20 protein-coding genes are annotated in these 23,121 nt (G+C 61.3%); 10 read left to right on the top strand and 10 right to left on the bottom strand.

Annotated features, from left to right (window positions below; all coding sequences use genetic code 11):
- Positions 1-31: 31 nt before the first annotated feature.
- From J1D76_RS26790 to J1D76_RS26775, 4 genes are all read right to left on the bottom strand, one after another.
- Positions 32-3,109: an efflux RND transporter permease subunit gene (locus J1D76_RS26790; RefSeq protein ID WP_421141341.1), complete on the bottom strand. Its 3,078-nt coding sequence runs from the start codon at positions 3,107-3,109 to the stop codon at positions 32-34.
- A complete protein-coding gene (locus tag J1D76_RS26785; RefSeq protein ID WP_421141340.1) occupies positions 3,106-4,272 on the bottom strand; it encodes an efflux RND transporter periplasmic adaptor subunit in 1,167 nt (388 codons plus the stop codon). Before J1D76_RS26785 ends, J1D76_RS26790 begins: the two co-directional genes overlap by 4 nt.
- Positions 4,269-5,687: an efflux transporter outer membrane subunit gene (locus J1D76_RS26780; RefSeq protein WP_421141339.1), complete on the bottom strand. Its 1,419-nt coding sequence runs from the start codon at positions 5,685-5,687 to the stop codon at positions 4,269-4,271. The genes J1D76_RS26785 and J1D76_RS26780 overlap by 4 nt, the downstream gene beginning before the upstream one ends.
- Positions 5,688-5,787: 100 nt before the next feature.
- On the bottom strand, positions 5,788-6,477 hold the full coding sequence (locus J1D76_RS26775) for a response regulator transcription factor (protein WP_421141338.1): 690 nt from the start codon (positions 6,475-6,477) through the stop codon (positions 5,788-5,790).
- Positions 6,478-6,594: 117 nt separating this feature from the next.
- Between J1D76_RS26775 and J1D76_RS26770 the strand changes: the two genes are divergently transcribed.
- The 3 genes from J1D76_RS26770 (at position 6,595) to J1D76_RS26760 (ending at position 9,750) form a co-directional block, all read left to right on the top strand.
- Positions 6,595-7,287 (top strand): response regulator transcription factor, encoded by a 693-nt coding sequence (locus tag J1D76_RS26770; protein WP_421141337.1) that lies wholly within the window; start codon positions 6,595-6,597, stop codon positions 7,285-7,287.
- Positions 7,265-8,659, top strand: a complete 1,395-nt coding sequence (locus J1D76_RS26765) for an ATP-binding protein (protein WP_421141336.1) — start codon at positions 7,265-7,267, stop codon at positions 8,657-8,659. Before J1D76_RS26770 ends, J1D76_RS26765 begins: the two co-directional genes overlap by 23 nt.
- 233 nt (positions 8,660-8,892) lie before the next feature.
- Positions 8,893-9,750 carry an alpha/beta fold hydrolase gene (locus J1D76_RS26760; protein WP_421141335.1) on the top strand — a complete coding sequence of 286 codons (858 nt, stop codon included), beginning with the start codon at positions 8,893-8,895 and terminating at the stop codon, positions 9,748-9,750.
- A gap of 339 nt (positions 9,751-10,089) precedes the next feature.
- Here J1D76_RS26760 and J1D76_RS26755 read toward each other — a convergent pair whose 3' ends face one another.
- Positions 10,090-11,136: an acyltransferase family protein gene (locus tag J1D76_RS26755; protein ID WP_421141334.1), complete on the bottom strand. Its 1,047-nt coding sequence runs from the start codon at positions 11,134-11,136 to the stop codon at positions 10,090-10,092.
- A 363-nt stretch (positions 11,137-11,499) separates the two neighbouring features.
- Here J1D76_RS26755 and J1D76_RS26750 point away from each other — a divergent pair, with 363 nt between their 5' ends.
- Positions 11,500-12,915, top strand: a complete 1,416-nt coding sequence (locus J1D76_RS26750; RefSeq protein ID WP_421141333.1) for a DUF2252 domain-containing protein — start codon at positions 11,500-11,502, stop codon at positions 12,913-12,915.
- A gap of 30 nt (positions 12,916-12,945) precedes the next feature.
- Here the strand turns inward: J1D76_RS26750 and J1D76_RS26745 are convergent, their stop codons facing one another.
- Positions 12,946-13,641 carry a tRNA (adenine(22)-N(1))-methyltransferase gene (locus J1D76_RS26745; protein WP_421141332.1) on the bottom strand — a complete coding sequence of 232 codons (696 nt, stop codon included), beginning with the start codon at positions 13,639-13,641 and terminating at the stop codon, positions 12,946-12,948.
- A gap of 165 nt (positions 13,642-13,806) precedes the next feature.
- Here J1D76_RS26745 and J1D76_RS26740 point away from each other — a divergent pair, with 165 nt between their 5' ends.
- The 4 genes from J1D76_RS26740 to arsH are packed head-to-tail and all read left to right on the top strand — an operon-like array spanning position 13,807 to position 16,673.
- Complete coding sequence (locus J1D76_RS26740) at positions 13,807-14,154, top strand: metalloregulator ArsR/SmtB family transcription factor (protein ID WP_421141331.1); 348 nt, start codon at positions 13,807-13,809, stop codon at positions 14,152-14,154.
- 23 nt (positions 14,155-14,177) lie between these two features.
- Positions 14,178-15,461: an arsenic transporter gene (locus tag J1D76_RS26735; RefSeq protein ID WP_421141330.1), complete on the top strand. Its 1,284-nt coding sequence runs from the start codon at positions 14,178-14,180 to the stop codon at positions 15,459-15,461.
- A gap of 30 nt (positions 15,462-15,491) precedes the next feature.
- Complete coding sequence (locus J1D76_RS26730) at positions 15,492-15,962, top strand: arsenate reductase ArsC (RefSeq protein WP_421141329.1); 471 nt, start codon at positions 15,492-15,494, stop codon at positions 15,960-15,962.
- Between the two features lie 12 nt (positions 15,963-15,974).
- On the top strand, positions 15,975-16,673 hold the full coding sequence (arsH, locus tag J1D76_RS26725) for an arsenical resistance protein ArsH (RefSeq protein ID WP_421141328.1): 699 nt from the start codon (positions 15,975-15,977) through the stop codon (positions 16,671-16,673).
- A gap of 33 nt (positions 16,674-16,706) precedes the next feature.
- Here the strand turns inward: arsH and J1D76_RS26720 are convergent, their stop codons facing one another.
- The gene (locus J1D76_RS26720; RefSeq protein WP_421141327.1) at positions 16,707-17,480 is read right to left on the bottom strand and encodes a ParA family protein; all 774 of its coding nucleotides are present in this window, start codon (positions 17,478-17,480) and stop codon (positions 16,707-16,709) included.
- A 102-nt stretch (positions 17,481-17,582) separates the two neighbouring features.
- On the bottom strand, positions 17,583-18,539 hold the full coding sequence (locus J1D76_RS26715; protein WP_421141326.1) for a threonine dehydratase: 957 nt from the start codon (positions 18,537-18,539) through the stop codon (positions 17,583-17,585).
- 96 nt (positions 18,540-18,635) lie between these two features.
- Here J1D76_RS26715 and J1D76_RS26710 point away from each other — a divergent pair, with 96 nt between their 5' ends.
- Complete coding sequence (locus tag J1D76_RS26710) at positions 18,636-19,448, top strand: helix-turn-helix transcriptional regulator (RefSeq protein ID WP_421141324.1); 813 nt, start codon at positions 18,636-18,638, stop codon at positions 19,446-19,448.
- On the opposite strand, the gene J1D76_RS26705 is transcribed toward J1D76_RS26710, so the two are convergent.
- Complete coding sequence (locus J1D76_RS26705; RefSeq protein WP_421141323.1) at positions 19,445-20,473, bottom strand: AraC family transcriptional regulator; 1,029 nt, start codon at positions 20,471-20,473, stop codon at positions 19,445-19,447. The two genes, J1D76_RS26710 and J1D76_RS26705, sit on opposite strands and share 4 nt — an antisense overlap.
- Before the next feature lie 134 nt (positions 20,474-20,607).
- Between J1D76_RS26705 and J1D76_RS26700 the strand changes: the two genes are divergently transcribed.
- Positions 20,608-22,194 (top strand): GMC family oxidoreductase, encoded by a 1,587-nt coding sequence (locus J1D76_RS26700; protein WP_421141322.1) that lies wholly within the window; start codon positions 20,608-20,610, stop codon positions 22,192-22,194.
- Between the two features lie 16 nt (positions 22,195-22,210).
- Here J1D76_RS26700 and J1D76_RS26695 read toward each other — a convergent pair whose 3' ends face one another.
- A complete protein-coding gene (locus J1D76_RS26695) occupies positions 22,211-22,759 on the bottom strand; it encodes a cytochrome b (RefSeq protein WP_421141321.1) in 549 nt (182 codons plus the stop codon).
- Between the last annotated feature and the right edge of the window lie 362 nt (positions 22,760-23,121).

Below are 23,121 nucleotides of genomic sequence, written 5' to 3'. Positions count from 1 at the left end.
TCCAGCGCCCCATGGCAGCCAATGGTCGTTTTCACACCGCAACCGTTGCCGCTGCAGACAGCAACTTGCGCCGCCGACGCTCGAACCACAGGTAAACCACCGGCGTGGTATAGAGCGTCAAGACCTGCGACACCGCCAGACCGCCGACAATCGCGATACCCAACGGCTGGCGCAACTCGGAACCGGCGCCATGACCGAACGCCAGCGGTACCGCGCCGAGCAATGCAGCCAACGATGTCATCAGGATCGGCCGCAGCCGCAACAGACAACCTTCGCGCACCGCCTCACGAGGCGACAGGCCGCGTTGCTGGGCCTGCAAGGTGAAGTCGACGATCATGATCGCGTTTTTCTTGACGATCCCGATTAGCAAAATGATGCCGATCATCCCCAGCACCGACAGATCCTGACCACACAGCATCAAGGCCAGCAGCGCGCCGAACCCGGCCGACGGCAGGGTCGAGATGATCGTCAGCGGGTGAATTGCGTTTTCGTAAAGCACGCCGAGCACGATGTAAACGGTGAGGATCGCCGCCAGAATCAGCCAGGGTTGCGACTTCAGCGAATCCTGAAAGGCCTGGGCCGTGCCCTGGAAACTGCCGAGCACGCTGTCGGGCATCGCCACCGCCAGCGACGCCTGGTTGATCGCGGTGACGGCTTCGCTCAAGGCATGCCCCGGCGCGAGGTCGAACGACAGGGTAATGGCCGGGAATACACCCTGGTGGTTGATGATGATCGGCACTTGCTCGGTCTTGACGCTGGCCAGCAGGTTCAGCGGCACCATGGCCCCGGAACTGGCGCGCACAAACAAATGCTCAAGGGTCGCGGTGGAGGTTTGCCAGCTCGGGTCGAGTTCCAGGATCACGTGGTTCTGATCGAGCTGGGTGAACATGGTCGCAATCTGCCGCTGGCCAAAGGCGTCGTACAGCACGTCGTCGATGGCCTGCACGGTCACCCCCAGGCGCGCTGCCGTTGGCCGGTCGATCACAAGGGTCGACTGGGCGATGGCCTGCTGTTGGTCCGAGGTCACGTGTTGCAGTTGCGGCAAGGTCTCGAGCTTCTCCAACAGCACCCCGCTCCAGTGGTCCAGCTCGACGCTGTCCGGGTCTTGCAGGGTGTACTGGTATTGGGTCTTGCTGGCCCGGCCGCCGATCTGGATGTCCTGGTTGGCCTGCATGAACACCTTGATCCCGGACAGTTTATCGAGCTGCGGTTGCAGGCGACGGATCACCTCGGCTGCGCTGGCGCTGCGGTCACTGAAGGGCTTGAGGTTGATCATCACCTTGCCCTGGCTCACGGTCGGGTTCGGCCCGATCCAGAAATACACCCGCCCTACGGCCGGGTCCTGGCCGATGATCTCGGCCGCACGGTTGACTTGCACACGCATGGCGGTCGGCGAAATATCCGCCGCCGCTTGCGCCACGCCCTGGATCAACCCGTTGTCCTGTTGCGGGAAGAAGCCCTTGGGAATGCCGACATACAACACCGCCGTCGCCGCCAGGGTGGCAATGGCCACCGCCAACGTGATGCGCTGATGGTCGAGCACCCAGTCCAGGCTCCGGCGATAACCGTTGTGCAACCGATCGAAGACCCGCTCGCAGGCCTGGGCGAAACGCCCTTCTTCGCTGTCGGCATGGGGCTTGAGCAACCAGACGCAGAGCATCGGCGTGATGGTCAGGGAGACGATGCAGGACATGATGATCGCCACGCTGACCGTCACCGCGAACTCGCGCATCAAGCGCCCGACGATGCCGGACATCAACAGGATCGGCAGGAACACTGCAATCAGCGACACCGTCATCGAAATGATGGTAAAGGCCACTTCGCGCAAGCCGTCGACTGCCGATTGCAGGCGCGACTTGCCCATTTCCAGGTGCCGAACGATGTTTTCCATGACCACGATGGCGTCGTCCACCACGAACCCGACGGCAATCGCCAGGCCCATGATCGACAGGTTATCGAGGCTGTAGCCCAGCAGGTACATCACCCCGAACGTGGCCACCAACGACAACGGGATGGTAAGGCTCGGGATCAGCGTGGCGGTGGCTTTGCGCAGGAACACGAAGATCACCACGACCACCAGCGCAATCGACAGCAGCAACGTGAACTGCATGTCGTTGACCGACGCTTCGATGGTCTGGGTCCGGTCGCCCACCACTTGCACCTGCACGTCACGCGGCAACGAGGCAGTCAGCTCCGGCAATTTGGCCTTGATCGTGGCGATGGTCGACAGCAGGTTGAAACCCGGTTGTTTGTGAATGTCGACGATCACCGTCGGCTCGGCCCCCAGCTGTGCGGCTTGCTGGGTGTCCTCGGCGCCGGCGATCACCCGGCCGAGGTCGCCAAGCTTGATCGGCATGCCGTTCTTGTAAGCGATGACCTGATCGCGATAGTGCTGCGGGTCCAGCAACTGGTCGGTGGCACCCAGGGTGATCGAACGGCTCTGGCCGTCGAGGGTACCCTTGGGTTGGTCGAGGGTGCTGACGCCGATTACGCTGCGCACATCCTCCAGGGTCAGGCCGCGGGCCGCCAGTGCATCGGGATCGATCTGCACCCGTACCGCCGGTTTTTGCTCGCCATGGAAATCCACCAGGCCGACGCCGGGCATTTGCGACAAGCGCTGGGCAATGTAGTTGTCGGCGTAGCGATCCAGCTCCGGCAGCGTGCGGGTCGGCGACGTCACCGCCAGCGACATCACCGTGCCTTCGGCCGGGTTGACCTTGTTGAAGGTCGGTGCACTGGACATGGTCTTGGGCAGGTTCGGCGTAGCGGTATTGATCGCCGTCTGCACATCCTGCGCCGCCCCGTCGATGTCTCGCGACAAGTCGAATTGCAGCACCACCTGGGTTTTGCCGGCGGCACTCGACGAAGTCATCGAGGTCACTTGCGGCACGGCAGAAAAGGCGCGCTCCAGCGGTGTCGCCACCGAAGAGGCCATGGTTTCGGCGCTCGCGCCGGAGAGTTTGGCGGTGACCTGGATGGTCGGAAAATCCACCGTGGGCAACGGCGCCACCGGCAGATGAAAGTAAGCGAACGCGCCGAGTAGCATCACCCCAAGGGCCAGGAGGCACAGCCCAACACGTCGTTGAATCAATCCGGCCAGCCCGTTCATTGGCGCACCTGCGCCAGATCGACCGTGGTATCGGTCTTGACCGGCGTGACCTTCAGGCCCGGTGCGACACGGGATTGGCCCTGCACAATCACGGTTTCGCCGGCCGCCAGGCCTTGGCGAATCCACTGCTTGCCATCCACCACGGTGCCAGCATCGACCAGGCGCGGTTGCACCCGCTGATCGGCATCCACCACGTAGACAAAATTGCCCTTGCGCCCCAGCTGCACGGCGTCCGCCGGCACCACGGCCACGTCCTTGCGGGTCTGCACCAGCAACCGCGCGCTCACCAGCTCACCCGGCCACAATTTGGCGGCGCTGTTGTCGAACTCAGCCTTGAGCTGGATCTGACCACTGGCCGCGGTCACCTGACTGTCGATGAAGCTCAATCGGCCTCGGGCAATTTCCTGCTGGCCATCGCGGGTCATCGCCATCACCTGCAACGCGCCCTTGGCATTCTCTTCAAGAATTTCTGCCAATTCATCCTGAGACACGGCGAAGGCCACGCAAATCGGGTTCATCTGGGTAATGGTCACCAGCCCCGTGGCTTCGGCGCCATGGGCAATGGCGCCGACATCCAGCAGGCGCTGGCCGGTGCGCCCGGTCAACGGCGCCTTGACCTGGGTGAATTCCAGTTGCAGGCGCGCCGCGTCCAACGCCGCCTGGTCAGCCTGCAACGTCGCTTGCTGGGCGGCCAGTTGCGCACGGTAGGTGTCGACGTCCTGGGTCGGGCCGGCCTTGGCGGCCGCCAGTTTGCTAGCCCGGTCGAGGTTGACCTTCAGGTTCGCCAACTGCGCCTGATCCTTGGCCACCAAAGCCTGGGCCTGGGCGACTTGGGCCTGATACACCCGCGGGTCGATCACCGCCAGCAGGCTGCCGGCGGTGACGGTTTGCCCTTCGTTGAACAGGACCTTTTGCAGTTCGCCGTCCACCCTCACCCGCACATTGACGCTGTTGAGCGCCTGCACATTGCCGATGGCACTGATCCAGATGGGCAAGTCCTGACGGCTGACCTGGGACATTTGCACCGGCACGGCAGCGACATCGGCTTTTACTGGCGCGGCCTGGGCCTGTTTGATCCATTGAAAACCGCCGAATCCAGCGGCCAATGAGAACAGCATCAGCCCCCCGAAAATAACGCGACGACCTGGGTTAAAGGCATTCATGGGCGGGCCACCTGAGCAGAATAATTGGATGCGAGGGCGTCGGTCGAGAAATCCCCGCCGATGGCCCGGAACAGGCCGACGGCGGCCTGCAGATGCTGGAGGCGAACCTGCAATAGCGTGTCTTCAGCCTGGTATTGGGTGCGTTCGACGATCAACAACGTCTGGAAATCGGTGGAGCCGAGTCGGTAGCGCACCTGCGCCAACCGCGCCGCTTCGCGGGCCGAATCGACCGCCGCCTGGTTCAGCGCATAGCTCTTGTCGAGTTCACGGGCGGCGCTGAGTTGGGTTTCCACGTCTTGCAGGGCTTCGATGATCGACTCGCGATAGCTGGAGCTCAGCTCTTGCACATGGGCCTGGTCGAAATGCAGTTGCCCCTTGAGTTGGCCGCCGGCAAACAGCGGCTGGCTGAGGGTGCCGATGGCGCTCCAGATCTGCCCGCCGGCCAGCGTGTCGACGCCACCCAGCAGGTCCAGTGACAGGTTGGGCAGAAACGCCGCACGGGCGACGCCAACGTCGAAGTTGGCGGACTTGAGCCTCGCTTCGGCGGCCTGGATGTCCGGGCGCTGGCGTAACAGGCCGATCGGCAAACCGGTCGATGGTTGCGGGACCTTCAGGGTGTTGAGACCGTCGCCTTGCAGATGAAAACCTTCCGGCTGTGCGCCGACCAACACCGCCAACTGGTACAACGCCAGGTCACGTTGCTGGCGCAGAGGCGGCATGGCCGCTTCAAAGGTCTGCATGGCGTTGCGCTGCTGCTCGACTTCGAGGTTCGAAACTGAACCCTGGCCGGCCTGGATTTGCACCAGGTCCAGCACTTGCCGAGCATCGTCGGCAATCGACTGGGCCAGGCGCAACCGGTCCTCCAGGGACAGCACTTCGAAGTAGCGGTCGGCAATGCTCGCACCCAGGCTCATGCGCAGGGTTTGCGCGTCAAAGACCGTGGCACTGGCCAAGGCATCGGCGGAATCCGCGGCGGCACGCTGTTTGCCCCAGAAATCCACTTCATAGGTGGCTTCGGCAAACACGCTACGTTTTTGCGTGGTGCCGTAATTGTTCTGGCGCTGGTAGTTGCCCCCCAGATTCAGCGCCGGGTACTGCGCTGCCCCGGCCACTTGCGCCGAAGCGCGGGCTTCATCGATGCGGCTGACGGCCGCCTTGAGGGTGTAGTTGGAAGCCAGCCCACGGGCGATCAATTGATCCAGTTCGGCATTGTGAAACTCACGCCACCATTGCCCGCCCGGGGCTGCCGCGTTGTCGGCGGCAACGTTGAACTGTTGCGCCAGTGGCAACTCGGGTGGCTGATAGTGCGGCACCATCGAGCAGCCGCCGAGCATCAGCATGCCCAGCAAGGCCAGCGCCAAGGGTGAAAGACACGCAACGCGTCTGTTGCGCGTCGCCAAGGTTGAAACCGACATGGGCAAGCTATCCCCTAAAGCCTCTGTGGAGCACTCCACGAATGCAGCGAAGATAGCGAGGGGCGCCTGCCAGAGCGTTCGTCGGCAGATAAACTTTTGTTTAGCTTTGAGCGGACGGCGTCTCGAAGCTGTAACCGGCACCCGGCACGGTGCGAATCAGCGAGTACTCGAAGCCCTCATCGAGTTTGCGTCGCAAGCGATGAATGTGTTTGTCGATGACGTTGTCGTTGGGGTCGAAGTCGTAGTCCCAGGCGCTGTCGAGCAGCATGTCGCGGGTCACCACCTGGCCGCTGTGGCGCATGAGTTTTTCCAGCAGCAATGCCTCGCGGTGCTGCAAGGTAATCACCCGGCCCCGGCGCACGGCGGTGCGTGTGGCGCAGTCGAGTTGCAATTCACCCACCTGCAACTGCCGCGCGGAACCTGCGACCGGGTCGCGCCCGCGCAACAAGGCATCGAGCCGCGCCAGCACTTCGGCGAACGCATAGGGCTTGGCCAGGTAGTCATCGCAACCGGCTTGCAAGCCTTGCACCTTGTCGGTCGTCGAGGCCTGGGCGCTCAGCATCAGGATCGGCACCCGCAGTTTTTGCGCACGCACGGCTTTGATCAGGCCGATGCCGTCAAGGCCAGGCAAGCGCCGGTCGACAATTAGCACGTCATGAATCTGTTCCAGGGCCATGCCCAGGCCACTGTTGCCATCGCTGGCGATATCGACGACATGCCCGCTTTCGCTCAAGCCCCGCAACAGGTAGGCGGCGGTCTGGGCATCGTCTTCAACCACAAGAATGCGCACGACAACATCTCCGTCAATCAAACCTAAACTTTTATTTAGCGGGCGGGGACGTGGCGCCGCCGCTGGCTTTGCCACACTATGCCACCTCTGCCCGGACAAGTGAGCGGTTCCACTGCCATGACCCATGTTCTGGTCGTCGAAGACGACTTGCCTACCTGTCGCGAAATCGAAGCGGCCCTGTGTGACCACGGTTTCACCGTCAGTTGCGTCGACAACGGTCGCGAAGGCTTGCTCAAGGCCCTGAGCGAAGCATTCGACCTGATCGTGCTGGACCGCATGTTACCCGGTGGCCTTGATGGGCTCGGCGTGCTCACGGCGTTGCGCGCCGCCAGCATCAGTACCCCGGTGCTGATCCTCAGCGCCCTGAGCGCGCTGGATGAACGGGTGCGTGGCTTGCGTGCCGGCGGCGACGATTACCTGACCAAACCTTTCGAGTTCATCGAACTGACCGCTCGCCTGGACGCGCTTAACCGCCGCCGCGCAGAACCGGCCACCGAAGCCCGGGAAACCCGCTTGCGGGTGGCCAATCTGGACGTCGACCTGCTGAGCCGCACGGTGCGCCGGGGTGACCGGGTCATCGACCTGGTGCCCCGCGAATACGCCCTGCTCGAACACCTGATGCGCCACGCGGGGCAAGTGGTCACGCGTACCATGCTGTTCGAAGCGGTGTGGAACTACGCCTATGACGAGCGCACCAACGTCATCGAAGTCCACATGGGCCGTTTGCGCCGCAAGATCGACGGTGAAGGTGAGTCGCCGATGATTCATACCATTCGGGGAGCCGGCTATGTCCTCCGTGCGCCTGAGTGAGATTCCACGCACCATCAGTTTTCGCACCGGCCTGCTGTTTCTCGGCCTGTTCGGCTGCTCGTTCCTGGCGTTGTTCGGCTACGTTTATTGGCAAACGGCCTTCTACCTCAAGACCGAAGCCGACACGGCGCTGTATCGGCAAGTGGAAAACCGCAGCGCCCAGGACCCCGAACTGCGACTGCGGGAGATCCGCAACCACGCCGAGCAGGACACCGAAGCGCGCCTGCCCCATAGCCTGTTCGACGCCCAGGGCCAGTTCATTGCCGGTGCCATCCAGCAATTGCCACCCTTCTCCACCTACGACAAGCCCCAGGAATTCGATTGGCGCAAACCCAATGGTCGCCAACGCCCGATTCGTTTCATCGCCCATCGTCTGGCCGATGGCAAGACCCTGTTGGTGGCCCAGGACATCCACGATATTCGCGAATTCGACGAGCTGCTGATCAAGGCGCTGGTGTCCGGCGGTGTGCTGTTGCTGGTGGTTGGCCTGCTGGGCGCGGTGGCGCTGGGTTATTCGGCGCACCGCCGGCTGGACAAGGTCAGCCGTTCGATCAAGGGCATCATCGAAGGCGACTTGACCGGCAGATTGCCGATCCAGGGCACCAACGACGACATCGACCGCCTGGCCTCGGTAGTCAACGGCATGCTCGATGAACTGGAACGCCTGATGAGCGAGGTCAAGGGCGTGTGCGACGACATTGCCCACGACCTGCGTACCCCGCTGACCCGCCTGATCGCCGGCCTCGAGCGCACCCAGCGCCGCGGCCTCGATGAAACGCAATACGCCGCCAGCATCGATGCCGCACTGACCGAGGCCAAGGCCCTGCTCCTGACCTTCAAGGCCTTGCTGCGCATCTCGGAAATCGAAAACAGCGCCCGTCGCAGTCACTTCGCGCCGCTGGACCTGAACCTGATCAGCGCCGATGCCGCCGAACTCTACGAACCGCTGGCCGAGGAGCGCGGCATCAGCCTGACGCTCAACAAAAGCCAGGCGCCGGCCATCATCGCCGGGGACGCGCAATTGTTGTTCGATGCGATCTGCAACCTGCTGGACAACGCCATCAAGTTTTCGCCCGACCATAGCCGGGTGAACGTGACGGTGATCGCCGATCAAGGTTCGGTTGGCATTTGCGTCGCCGACAACGGCCCCGGCATCGCCCAGGCAGAGCGCGAAGCGGTATTGCGCCGGTTGTATCGCGCCGAATCGAGCCGCCACACACCCGGCAATGGCCTGGGGCTGAGCATGGTCTCGGCTGTGGCGCGCCTGCATGACCTGAAACTCACCGTCAGCGATGCCGAGCCTGGTTGCCGGATCGATCTGCTGGGCAAGGCAGTGGTGGCCAGTACGTCGACGGCGCTCATCCACGGTTGAAAGCGCCATTTCCGTGCAATCGGCACGTCGCCTCAGCTACTTCGAAATAGTCTAATGAATCGCTGAAGGCGCCCTCGTTTGCTACTAGATTCTAGAGTTCGCTGGCTTGGTATCAGGTGGGTCGAGGCTTGCCTTGCTTTCAAGGCATACACCCACTGGTCAGACCGAGCCTTTCTATCGACACCCAGCCCCCGGGTGCCGAGACACTCCTGTATCGAATGAGAGGCAAACAGATGACTCAGCAAGACAGCAGAGAATCGGACAGCAGCGGTTCATTCGTGACGACGGTCGACGGCACGCGCATTTTTTACAAAGACTGGGGCACAGGTCAGCCTCTGTTCTTCCATCACGGCTGGCCCCTTTCTGCAGATGACTGGGACACCCAGATGATGTTTTTTCTCAGTCAGGGCTATCGGGTCATTGCCCATGATCGCCGGGGGCATGGACGCTCGACGCAGACGGACAAGGGCCATGACATGGATACCTACGCGTCCGACGTCGCGGCGGTGGTGGACAAACTCGACCTGAAAAATGCCATCCATATCGGGCACTCGACCGGTGGCGGCGAAGTGACGCGCTACGTGGCCAAATTCAGCAAGGGCCGCGTGGCCAAGGCCGTGCTCATCAGCGCCATCCCGCCACTGTTCATGAAGTCGGAAAACAACCCTGACGGCGTTCCCATGGACGTCATCGATGGCATCCGCAACGGCACGGCCAATCACCGCTCGCAGTTCTACCTGGACATCACGATGCCGTTCTATGGGTTCAATCGGCCAGGAGCGACCATTTCCGAGGGCATTCGCTGGAACTGGTGGCGCCAGGGCATGATGGGCAGCGTCAAGGCACAATACGAATGTGTGCGGGTCCTGTCCGAAACCGAGTTCTTCGACGACCTTGCAGCCATCGATATCCCGGTGCTGGTGATGCATGGCGAGGACGATCAAATCTGTCCTTTCCCGGCGACCGGGGCCAAGTCGGTGAAACTTCTCAAGCACGGCACCCTCAAGTCATACCCCGGGTTGCCGCACGGCATGCCTACCACCCATGCCGAGATGATCAACGCTGATCTGTTGGCCTTTATCAAGGCTTGAGGCCTACTGGGCGCATCTATGTGTTAACCCCTCTTTGAAGGTCACTTTATTTTCAGCCTGGGCATAGCCCCTTGTAGGCGCTGGCTTGCCAGCGATGGTCGTTAACGATGACGCGTATGAGATGGATAAACGCGGCGCACTTGAGTCCATCGCCGGCAAGCCGGCTCCTACAGCTTCCCGGGATGGCGAGAAGAACCTAAAAAAAGAGACGGCTGCGCAGTCCTGCCCAATGTCGATCGGGATCGATAACGCCGCTCGCCGGGTCTGGCCCAGCGAAACCCTGCGTTTGGCGATGCGCAAGGACCCTCCGCCGTTCGCGGGCCGATCAGTTTCGCAGACTCAGTCTCTGACACGACTGAAAGACAACGAAAGGAGTTTCTTGAAAAAGCCGGCAACGGGAATTTCTATTTTTTTATGTATGAAATACGAAGCCGCAATCATCAGCGCGACTGTTCCCCAAAGCAGTACGTGTGGGTTCACCGCCGGATAAGCGATATTGAAGGCCATGAAACCGATCATTTGATGCAATAAATACAGCGGATAGGTCAGCGCGCCCAACGCCGTCCAGTTCACTGTGCCAATACCGACTGTGTTGTTGCTTACGATCAAGCCAAACATCACGAAAAACAGCGTGATGGTGGTACAGACAATGAGCGGATCGAATTCGGTCGAATACTTGCTTTCGATCAATGCCGCCCAGGCAATGGCGGTGTAACAGGCCAATGCAAGCGATCCGATCAATAACAGGATTCGGGTTTTCGAAAGGCCCTTGGCCCATACGATATAGAACGTCGCACCGGCGATGAAATAGGCCGCGTAGTCTGTCACCAGAACCGAACGCATGGCTTCGAAGGCACTGATTTCGGCCACCGCAGCCACCAGCAGCCAGAGCACCAGGCACGTTTCTATCTTTTCTATTTTCTTGAAGCCCAACAGGATGGCGATCAGCAGGTAGAACTTTATTTCCACAAACAGCGACCAGTAAACGCCATCTATGGGTGCCACATTCAGGAAGTTGCCGAGCAATGTCATGTTGGCAATGTATTGGTAGAGGTCCGCTGTAAACCTTGGCGCCCCGATCGCCAACGTCACGATAAACGTGAGGGTGCAGCATGCCCAGAACGCTGGATAGAGTCGAACGGCGCGAGAAACAATAAACACTTTGAGGTTGTTGCTCGAAGCGGTCATCAGAATGACAAACCCGCTGATCATGAAAAAAAGTTCGACGCCCAGATAACCGTATTTGGCAACGTCTGCCAATAACGGGTAAGGCATGACGGACATGTCACCTTTTGCATACCCGCGAAAGGCATAGTGAAAAATCACTACGGCAATGGCAGCAAGAAAACGCAGCAAATCCAACTCTTTCAGTCGGCGTTTGTTCACGTAACCGTACTCCAAGGGTCTGACGATGATGAAAACTGACCTCCCTGCCGATTGCCGCCTCCGGTGATCCACCCGGGACGCCATGCGGGGCAATCTTCGGCCAGGGTCAGAGGCAGGAACTTGGTCGACCTGAGCGCTCGAACGAAAGTTCAGGGTATTTTCCGGGTTCAGGACGAACAGGCCGGGGGTGCGCTTACTCCGCCATACTTGCCTAGCACGCGGTAGCAGAACTGCTACGCTTGAATGGCAGTATCACCTCTACCCACGATACCCGTGCACGTGCGCCCCAGGGGCTGATGGAACAGTCGCATTACCCGATCCTGTGCCCGAGGAAGTCAGACTTCGTTGAGCAAAGGAGTGGACATGCCCCCTCGCAAAACCAAGTCGTCCGACCGCGTGACGGCGCAGTCGGACGACGGCCCTGACGAATCCATCTTTCTTTCACGCAAGGAGCGCCTGTTTGCTGGCGAGCAATTGCGCGAACGCCTGCCCCACACGGTTCACGCGCAATGGAAACCACCGGGTAAACATCGCGACCCTATCGCCCTGCTCGAAGAGTCCAACCGTTATCGACTGCCTAACCTGGTGCCGTTGCGCTACGGGCGCATGTTGCGCAGCCCGTTCACTTTTCTGCGCGGCTCGGCGGGTTTGATGGCGCATGACCTGGCGACAATCCCCAACACCGGCATTGAGGTGCAGGCCTGCGGGGATTGCCACCTGATGAACTTCGGCTTGTTCGCCACGCCCGAGCGCAATCTGATTTTCGACATCAACGATTTCGACGAAACGTTGCCGGCCCCTTGGGAATGGGATGTCAAACGCCTGGCCATCAGTTTCGCCGTGGCCGCTCGCGATAACCGACTCAGCGATAAAGAGTCACGCGGCATCGCCACCCGATGCGTCGGCGCTTATCGCGAGCGCCTGCGCAAATTCTCCAAGATGGGTCCGCTGGAGGTCTGGTACGACCGCCTCGACGCCCAGGCGATCATCGACATGGCGCCCAATGCCGAGACCAAAAAAACCCGTGAGCTATTGGTGGCCAAGGCCAGGATGCGCCTGGGCGATTACCTCTATCCCAAGATCAGCAGTGAAGTGGGCGGTCGGCGGCGATTGATCGACCAACCGCCGCTGATCTTCCATGTGCATGAAAAAGGCTTCATGCAGCGCGTGCGCAGTGCCCTGCACGACTATCGGCTGTCCCTGCCCCATGAACGCCGCGTGCTCTTCGATCGCTACCGCCTCGAAGACATTGCCGTCAAAGCGGTCGGGATCGGCAGCGTGGGCACCTATTGTTTCGTTGGCCTGTTCTTCTCGGCGGAGAACCACCCGTTGCTCCTGCAATTCAAGGAAGCCTGCCCCTCGGTTCTCGCGCCTTATGCAGGTAAGAGCCACTACCAGAACCAGGGCCAGCGTGTAGTCACGGGCCAGCGCCTGATGCAGTCTTCCAGTGACATCTTCCTGGGCTGGACACAGGGTCAAAACGGCCGGCACTTCTTCGTACGCCAGTTGCGCGACATGAAAATGTCAGCACCCATCGAAGGCATTTCCGCGGTGCGCATGAAGATGTACGCCGAATGGTGCGGCCAAACCCTCGCCCGTGCCCACGCCAAATCCGGCGATGCCGCGCTCATCAGTGGCTACCTGGGCAAACAGGACTCGTTCGACCTGGCGGTCGGCAAGTTCTCCATCGCCTACGCCAATCAGAATGCCAGGGACCATTTGTCGCTGATCGAGGCAGAAAAGTCGGGGCGGATCAACGCGCTCAGGGAAGAAGAGTGATGGGCCGGGCCAGCCCTGTGCAATGCCTGATCAGGCCAGCAGCCGGCTGATCCAGCGTGTTTGCTGCTCGATGTCTTGCAAGGTCTGCTCAGGCACGCCTTGCTGCGCGCGGGCAAGTTGCGCCAAGGTCTTCTGCTTCTGGCGCAATTTGCGCTGCCACTTGAGCAAGAACGCCGGGCTGCGCGCCTGCATCTGCAACGGGCCGAAGTACAGCTCTTCGGCGCTGTACCGCACCGGCCCGGTACGTTCGGCAACAATTACTTCGTAATCAAAACGGTTTTCCCGCAGTACGTCCTCGAAGAGGATGCGATAGCCATTGTCCATCAGCCATTGCCGCAGCGGCGGTTCTGCGCCGTTGGGTTGCAGGATCAGCCGTTCCTGGCCGCTCAGGTACGCCTTGCCGCGGTCGAGGATGTCGCGGATCGTCTCGCCGCCCATGCCGCAGACGCTGATCGCGGTGATCCCATCGCCCGGTTCGATCGCCGCCAGGCCGTTGGCCAGGCGCACCGTGATCTGAGTCTCGAGACCGTTCTCGCGCACCGTACGCGTGGCCGCGTTGAACGGCGTCAACGCCACCTCCCCCGCCACCGCCGCCACAATGACGCCCCGACGCAGCAACGCCACCGGCAAGTAGCCGTGATCCGAGCCGATATCGGCCAGGCGCGCGCCGGCCGGTACTTGCGCGGCAACGCGCTCCAGGCGCTTGGACAAGGTGTGTTCGTTCAACGGCAGCCCCTTTTCACCACGAGCGTCCGGCGCCTGTGGCCGGATCGGGGCGTGATTCTGTCGGGCAACGCCAGGCATTTCAATTTTATTCGAGCGGATTGACGGCTTGCGCCGAACATATGGATGTCCGTATATTCGCCTTCCCACATATTACGAGCACTGCGCATGATCACGCCTCCCGAGGTATTCAAGAGCCTGGCCGACGAAACCCGGGCCCGCGCCACCTTGTTGATCGCCCATTTGGGCGAACTGTGTGTCTGCGAGCTGATGTGCGCGCTCAACGACAGTCAACCGAAAATCAGCCGTCATCTCGCCCAACTGCGCAGCAACGGCTTGCTGCTCGATCGCCGCCAAGGGCAATGGGTCTATTACCGCCTCAATCCGGGCCTGCCCGCCTGGGTGCACGAAATTCTGCAGGTAACGACTCAAGCCAACGCACGTTGGCTGCATGACAACGTCTCGCGTCTGCAGGACATGGATGCACGCCCGGTCCGCGATGCCGCGTGCTGCTGAATCCCTAATCGAGTAAACATTCCATGCTGGTTGCTGCCGCTGTCTTCGTTTTCACCCTTGTTCTCGTTATCTGGCAACCCAAAGGCCTCGGTGTCGGCTGGAGCGCCACGATTGGCGCCATCATCGCCCTCGCGGTGGGCGCCGTCTCGGTGCATGACATCCCGGTGGTGTGGGCCATCGTCTGGAATGCGACGGCCACCTTCATCGCCATCATCGTGATCAGCCTGCTGCTCGATGAAGCGGGATTCTTCGAATGGGCCGCCCTGCATGTCGCCCGTTGGGCCAAGGGCAGCGGTTACCGTTTGTTCGCCTTCTGCGTGTTGCTGGGCGCGGCGGTGTCGGCGCTGTTTGCCAATGACGGCGCGGCGCTGATCCTGACACCAATCGTCATGTCGATGCTGATCGCCCTGCGCTTCTCGCCTGCGGCAACCCTGGCCTTCGTCATGGCCGCTGGGTTCATTGCCGACACGGCCAGCCTGCCGCTGGTGGTGTCGAACCTGGTGAACATCGTGTCCGCCGATTACTTCAGGCTCGGCTTCGGCGAATACGCGAGCGTCATGGTACCGGTGAGCCTGGTCAGCGTGGCCGCGACGTTACTGGTGCTGTTCGTGTATTTCCGCCGCGACTTGCCGCAACGCTATGCCACGGATGCGCTGCGCGAACCCGCCGAGGCGATCCACGATCGCGCAACGTTCATCGTTGGCGGCTGGATGCTGGTTGTCTTGCTGGTGGGCCTCTTCGCGCTGGAGCCGCTGGGCATTCCCGTCAGCGTGGTCGCGTCGATCTGTGCCGTCATGTTGTTTGCGGTCGCGGCCAGGGGCCACAAGATTTCCACGCGACGCGTATTGCGTGAAGCGCCTTGGCAGATCGTGGTCTTTTCGCTGGGCATGTACCTGGTGGTCTATGGCCTGAAGAACGCAGGGCTCACCCATTTACTGACCCAAGTGCTCGACGGCGTGGCCGAACATGGCCTCTGGAGTGCCGCCATCGGCACCGGCCTGGTCTCGGCATTGTTGTCGTCGGTGATGAACAACCTGCCCAGCGTACTGATCGGCGCGCTGTCGATTCAGGACAGCAGCGCGCAAGGGGTGATCCGCGAGGCGATGGTCTACGCCAACGTCATCGGCTGCGACCTCGGCCCCAAAATCACGCCCATCGGCAGCCTTGCCACACTGCTCTGGCTGCATGTGTTGGAGCGCAAAGGCATGCGCATCACGTGGGGCTACTACTTCAAGGTCGGCATCCTGCTGACCCTTCCGGTGCTGTTGATCACCCTCTCGGCCCTGGCCTTGCGCCTGAGCCTTTGAATTGCCCCCTGAACGTAAAGGAAATCATCCATGCGAGTCTTGTTCATGTGCACGGCAAACAGTTGCCGCAGCATTCTTTCTGAAGCCCTGTTCAATCATCTGGCGCCCGAGGGATTCGAAGCCGTGAGCTCGGGCAGCTTCCCCAAAGGCCAGGTATTGCCGCGCAGCCTGACCACGCTGCAACAGGCCGGTATTTCCATTGCTGGCTTGGGCAGCAAGGGCAATGACGCGTTCAAGGATAACCTTCCGGATATCGTCATCACCGTCTGCGACAAGGCCGCCGGCGAAAGCTGCCCGGTGTATTTCGGCCCGGCGTTGAAATCCCATTGGGGCCTGGAAGATCCGTCCGACGTGAGCGGTGACGAGTCGACCGTGGACGCGGCCTTTCGCGCGACGCTGGCGCGCATCGAGCTGCGTTGCAGAGCCTTCCTCGACCTTCCTTTCAACCACCTCAGCCGCGATGAACTCAAGCGCGAGCTGGATCGCATCGGCGCTCTTTGAGCCAGAGGACTTATGTCAGAACTCCTTCCCAACCTGGACCTGTCGCTGTTCAACGAGACGACGCACGCGACACCGGCGCACGATCACCAGCCACGCATCCTGCTGTTGTACGGATCGACCCGTGAGCGCTCGTTCAGCCGCCTGCTGGTGGAAGAAGCGGCGCGCCTGCTGACGCATTTCGGCGCAGAGGTTCGTATCTTCAATCCGTCCGGGCTGCCAATGCCCGACGATGCGCCTGTTGAGCATCCCAAGGTGCAGGAACTGCGTGATCTGGTGCTGTGGTCGGAAGGCCAGGTCTGGTGCTCTCCAGAACGGCATGGCGCCATGTCGGCGGTGTTCAAGGCGCAGATCGACTGGGTCCCTCTCGCCCTCGGCGCCATTCGCCCCACGCAGGGCAAAACCCTGGCTGTCATGCAGGTCTGCGGGGGTTCGCAGTCATTCAACGTGGTCAATCAGCTGCGTGTGCTGGGCCGCTGGATGCGGATGTTCACCATCCCCAACCAGTCCTCGGTGCCCAAGGCCTTCATGGAGTTCGACCACACGGACCGGATGAAGCCCTCGCCGTACTACGACCGAGTGGTCGATGTCATGGAAGAGCTGGTGAAATTCACCCTGTTGCTACGCGATCACCCCGAGCTGGCAGACCGCTATTCGGAGCGCAAGGAATCCGCGCAACAGCTGACAGAGCGCGTCAACCAGCGTTCGATCTGAACGCCGTCGCTCAGCTCAACGGCTTCGCTGCAATCAACCGGCACGTTCCAACGCTGAAAACAGGCTGACGAACTCCAGCGAGAGCTTGTGCCGGGGCGCCAGGTGGATCATCGGCACTGACACCTCATGGGATTCGCGCATCTTGATCGTGCAGCTCAAGTAATCGGGCAACACGGGCACGCCCTCGGCCAACAATTCGTCGACCAGCTTCTGGTGCAGGCTGGCACGCCGCTCGAACTGGTTGACCACCACGCCTTCGACGATCAACGACTCATTGTGGTCAGCCTGCAACTCGGCCACTTGTGCGATGACGTTGTACAGCGCCTGGCGGGAAAAGCTGTCGCAATCGAAGGGGATCAACACCCGCTCGGCGGCGATCAGGGCGCTGATGGTGTAGAAATTCAGCGACGGCGGCGTGTCGATGTAGATGCGTTCGTAGTCGTCGGACAGCTCCACCAGCAAACGGCGCAGCTTGTTGATCTTGAATTTCGATTCGAGTTTGAATTGCAGGTCCGCCAGTTCGCTGCTGGCCGTGACCAGGTGCAGATTGTCGTAGCGTGTATCGGTGATGGCCACGCGGCTCTTCTTGCTGGCCGGGCCGCTGGACAGGGTTTGCTTGAAGAAGTCGGCGATCCCCATGGGGATGTCATCCCCGGTCAGCCCCGTCAGGTAGTGGGTCGAGTTGGCCTGGGGATCGAGATCCACCAGCAGCGTCTTGTAGCCTTCGGCAGCACTGACCGCCGCCAGATTGCAGGCGATGCTGGACTTGCCAACACCACCCTTTAGATTGAATACCGCTCGACGCATGAGACAGGAACCTTAGAGAAAGACCTGCCCCGATCATAAGAATGAAATATTTCAGAAATGTTTCTACACGTCATTTTTGTTTCATTTGTAAGACAGCAGTGTCTACGCAATCACACTGGCATACACCGACCGGTCGACGTTGCCACCCGATAGAATCACCCCGATCTTGCGTCCCGCCAGGGTTTGGCGCTCCTGCATGACGGCCGCCAACGCCGCCGCCCCGGCGCCTTCGACCAGGTTGTGGGTGTCGGTGTAATACACGCGCATGGCCTCGGCAATCTGCGCGTCACTGACCGCAACGATCCGCGCCGCGCCCGCGGCGTAGACGGCAAACGCCTCAGGCACGGGCTTGCGTACCGCCAGGCCATCGGCAAAGGTGTTGGCCGAGGCGGTTTCGCACAGGGTCCCGCGGTCAAACGACAACTGGGCGGCGGCCGCCTCGGTGGACACCACGCCCACCACCTCGGTGTTCAAGCCCAGTGCATCGCGTGCGGCAATCACCCCACAAATCCCCGAACCACAACCAATCGGTACGTACACGGTGTCCAGGTCGGGCGCGGCGTTGAACAGTTCCAACGCATAAGTGGCGACGCCTTTGACCAGCTCGCTATGAAACGGTGGCACCAGGAACAGGTCTTGCGCCTGCGCCAGGCGTGCGGCTTCTTCACGGGCCTCATCGAAATCACGGCCGTACTCGACCACTTCCGCGCCAAAGCCGCGCATGGCGTTGTTCTTTTCCACCGAGTTACCTTGCGGCACGACGATCAACGCCGGCACACCCACTGCGCCTGCTGCCAGCGCCAGGCTCTGGCCATGGTTGCCACGGGTCGCGCTGACGATGCCCTTCACATTCGGCTGCTCGCGTTTGAGCCAGTGCATGAAGGTAATCCCGCCGCGCACTTTGAACGCGCCGGTGGGCGTGTGGTTTTCGTGCTTGACCCACACCGTGCAGCCCAGGCGCTGCGCCAGCAACGGCCAGGCATATTGGGCGGTGGGCGGCATGACCTGGTACACCTGGTGGGCAGCCTGTTCGATATCGTCGCGTGTCAGTCTGAACATGAGGGGTCTCCCTGAGAGGTTGCGCAGTCTGGACACGGACGCCGTGCAGCGGCTTTCAAAAAACCGACCTGACTTTTGTGCCCTCACTTCACTACTATGCAGTGCATGAGCCCTCGAACCTGCCTGTCACCGTTACTGTCCGAACCGGTCCGCCGCGTCGAGGCCGGACCATGGGCGATCGAATTGCTGCCCGGTTGCGCTTACTCAGCTCGCTACGTGGCGGCCCAGGCCGGTATCGGTTTTGCCTTCGACAGCCAGCGCGGTGTGCACGCCATCGGCAGCGACCGGATCCTGCCTTTCGAGGCCGTACCCAACGGCCTCGCGTTCGTGCCGGCCGGGTGTGACGTGTTGTCCGAATCACCCACGGGCGGTGAATACCTGCGAGTGATACGCACCGACGGGGTGGCGTTGCCCGGCGATCACGCCTTCAACAATCGCCTCGACGTCAGGGCCACCGCCCTCGCCTTAAAGATGCGCGCCGCGCTGTTGCAGGCGTCGGTAGAAGACGATTGGGAAGCTTGGGCACTGGCGTTGTCCGAACGGGCAACGGGTAGCAAAACCCTGTCGACACCACTCCTGGGCTCAATCACCGGCACCCGGATGCGCTTGCTCGACGAGTTCATCGACGCCGGTCTCGACGGCCCGATGGGTGTGGCGACGATGGCGCAATTGCTGGGACTGTCCGAAGGCTATTTCATGCGGGCGTTCAAGCACGCCACCGGCAAAAGCCCGCACAGTTACCTGATCGACCGCCGCCTCGCCAAGGCCCGCGCACTGATGCGTGATTCGACCGCCACCCTGGCGCAGATCGCCTACGCCTGTGGTTTCAATTCCCAGGCGCACATGGCGACCACGTTCCGCCAACGCCTGGGTGTCAGTCCGGTGCAGTTGCGTGCGGATCTGCGCTAGGGCTCGCTAGCACTGGCCTGGCCTTCCAGCAACTCACGCCTCCGGGCCCGTGGTGTCATCGCGAACCAGCGTCGACAAGCCCGGTTGAACACACTTTGCTCGCTGTACCCCAACAGGCCCGCCACCTGTGACAATGGCATGCCTCGCTCGGCCAGGTAGTTATCTGCGCGCTGGCGGCGCACGTTCTCGAGAATGTCCTCGAACCCCTGCCCGGCTTCGGCCAGGCGCCGTTGCAAGACACGCTCGTGCAAGCCTAACTGCTCGGCAATGATCGGCAATCGGCAACGCTGGGTGGCCAGCGTACGCACGATCAGCCATTCCACCTGTTCCACCAGGCCGTTCGGTGCCTGTCGACTGAAATGATTGAAGTACTGCACCAGCGTGCGGTGCAGCATCGGGTCTTGTTGTTCGATGGCGTGTTGAAGCTGCGCGGCGGTCAACACCACGGCGCTACACACCTGGTCACTGTAGACGGCGGTGTTGAAAAAGCGTCGGTAACGCGCCGACGACACCGGCGAATGCCCACTGAGCAACACCGCTTGAGCAACGAACTGCGGGCCGCACAACAGCTTCATGATGTTATGGCCCACCCCCATGGCCAGCTCGATCATCTGCCGCTGATGGGATAAACCCGGCAAGCGGATGTCGATCAGCAGGCGCGGCGCGCTGGCCTCGCTAAAGTCCAGGTCCAACTCGATGCCCGGGCTGTGAAAGCCGATGAAGCGCACGATTTCTTCCAGTGCCTGCCCGACTGTCGCCGAACTGCGGGCGATCAGTGCAATGGGCCCCAGCACATCCAGGTCCTGGTAGTCGGCCATCCGCAGGCCGAAGTCCGGGCACTTCAGCTCGTGCGCCGCGCATTCCAGCAGCCCTACCAATGAGCGCAACGGCACCCGTGCGTCTTCTTCCAGCAGGCACTGTGGGTCGATGCGGTAACGCCGCAACAGCACGTCCGGCTGGCCGCCCAGCTGTTCGGTCAACTCGCGAAACCCGGTCAATGAGGTGGTGCGGATCAATGCCGTCATAGTCGTGATAAGTAAAAAACGAGTCGGGAAAGGTCAATAAATCTACGCCCCGGCGATCAAGAATTCCATACCCCAGTGGCCCGTCAACCTGGCGCGCCGCGCCTCACTTTGTAGCGCAACCGAGAACAAGACCAATGGAATTCGACTACATCATCGTGGGTGCCGGCTCTGCCGGTTGTGTCCTGGCCAATCGTCTGAGTGCCAACCCGAATACGCGTGTGTGCCTGCTCGAAGCCGGGCCTAAAGACTGGTCGCCGCTGATCCACACGCCGATTGGCGTGGCGGCGATCCTGCCGACACGGCACGTCAACTGGGCCTTCAACACGGTGCCCCAGCCAGGTTTAAATGGCCGAGTCGGTTACCAGCCACGGGGCAAGACCCTGGGTGGCAGCAGCTCGATCAACGGCATGATCTACATTCGCGGCCACCGCACGGACTTCGATGATTGGCAAGCGCTGGGCAATACGGGCTGGTCCTATGACGATGTGCTGCCGTACTTCCGCCAAAGTGAAAACCATCACCATGGGGCCAGCCCACTGCACGGCAGCGGAGGTGAGTTGTATGTTGGCAAGGCCCAATCGCACCCGGTCAGCGAGGCCTTCATTGCCGCCGCGGTAGACGCCGGGCATCGCTACAACGCCGACTTCAATGGCATCGACCAGGAAGGTGTCGGCGCCTATGAAGTCACCATCCGCAACGGCCGGCGCTGGAGCACCGCTACGGCATTTCTCAAGCCCATCCGCCACCAGCGCAAGAACCTCACCGTATTGACCGGTGCCAACGCCGAGCGCGTGTTGCTCAACGGCAAACGAGCCATCGGTGTGCAAGTGCGCTACAAGGACCAGCCCCTGACCCTGCGGGCGCGAAAGGAAGTGCTGGTGAGCGCCGGTGCGTTTGGCAGCCCGCACCTGTTGATGCTGTCCGGGATTGGCGCGCCTGATGAACTCAAGCCCCATGGCATCGCCGTGCAACACGAACTCCCCGGCGTGGGCCTGAACCTGCGCGATCATCCCGACGTGGTGCAGTGCTACGCCAGCCACGACAGTACCCTGCCTGGCTTTTCAGTCAAGGGTGGGCTGAACATGGGCAAGGCGCTGGTTGACTACACACTGAACAAGTCCGGCACCTTCGCCAGCAACTTCGCCGAAGCCGGGGCATTCCTCAAGACCGATCCGGCCCTGAGCCGCCCGGACATCCAGTTGCACTCGGTGATCAGCCTGGTGGACAACCACAACCGCACCCTGCATTGGGGCCATGGGTTGAGCTGTCATGTGTGCGTCCTGCGCCCGAAAAGCATCGGCCATGTGGGCCTGGCCTCGGCCGACCCGACTGCGCCGCCGCGCATCGACCCCAACCTGCTGGGCCATGACGACGATGTGCAAACGCTGCTCAAGGGTTACCGCATCGCCCGGGACATCATCGAGCAGGCGCCGATGGCCGCGTTCAAGCCCAAGGACATGTACAGCCACGGCCTGCACAGCGACGAGCAATTGATCGAGGTACTGCGCCAGCGCACCGACACCATCTACCACCCTGTGGGCACCTGCAAAATGGGCAACGATGAAGCCGCCGTGGTCGACCGTCAGCTGCGGGTGCATGGCGTGCACGGACTACGGGTGGTGGATGCCTCGATCATGCCCACGCTCGTGGGCGGCAACACCAATGCGGCCACGATCATGATTGCTGAACGCGCTGCCGAGTGGATCGCCAGCGGCCGATGAAGAGCGAATTGGAAATTCAGTGGGTTCTACCTGGCAGCATCCCTTTGAGCACTTCGTCCTTTTCAATGAAGTGATGCTTGAGCGCGATCAGCACGTGGCCGCCCACCAGGGCGCCACACAACCACGACAGGTAGGTATGAATCGACTTCGCCAGGTCGTAGAGGCTCTGATCGGGCTCGACGAGGGACGGCAGCATGAACAGCGCCGCGACCATGACCGGTTTGTCGGCGACTGAACTCCAGTACCAGCCGGACAACGGTAAACCGATCAGGGCCAGGGCATACAACAACACGTGCCCGAGCAGCGCTCCGCGCTTCATGGTTGGACTCATCGAATCGGGCAGTGGCGGCGCCGAATGACTCAGCCGCCAGGCAATGCGCGCGACGATGAGCAACAACAGCGTGCTGGCCAGCGCCTTGTGCACGTAGGTGAGTTCATGATGGGGATTGAGTTCGTCGCGCCAATGCGTCGCCAGGATGCCGATGACCCAGGCGCCAACCCAGATCAGGGCCATGCCCCAATGCAACCACTTGGCTGTGCCGGTGTAACTTCCTTGCTGTGCCATCACGAACGCCTTCCTGTCAGTTTTGAAGGCGCCATTATCGCGACACGGCGTTATCGGAAAAACCGTTAAATGTAGGTTAAACAGATCGAATTGCTCGATACAGCGATGCCGCTATCCCTCAAAACGACCCGAGGTTGCCGCACAAACAACCGCCGGTAAACCGTTCCATGAGGTGTCTCCTATACGCCATCGGCACTTCAGCGCGGAAACAGAAAGGTGCAGGTACCGCAAAAAACTGTAGGAGCTGGCTTGAAGTGGTCCAGTTTTTTTAGACCATTCTGTAGGAGTATTACGCCGCTAGCTTTTCAAAGATGGCTGGCGGCAGGTTGTTCGAGGCGGTGTGACAGCGTCTGTGGTTGTAA

Origin of the sequence: Pseudomonas sp. NFX15 (genome assembly GCF_049132105.1) — a bacterium.
GTDB lineage: Bacteria > Pseudomonadota > Gammaproteobacteria > Pseudomonadales > Pseudomonadaceae > Aquipseudomonas.
The sequence above is the reverse complement of the archived record's forward strand: the minus strand, read 5'-3'. Positions and strand labels throughout refer to the sequence as shown.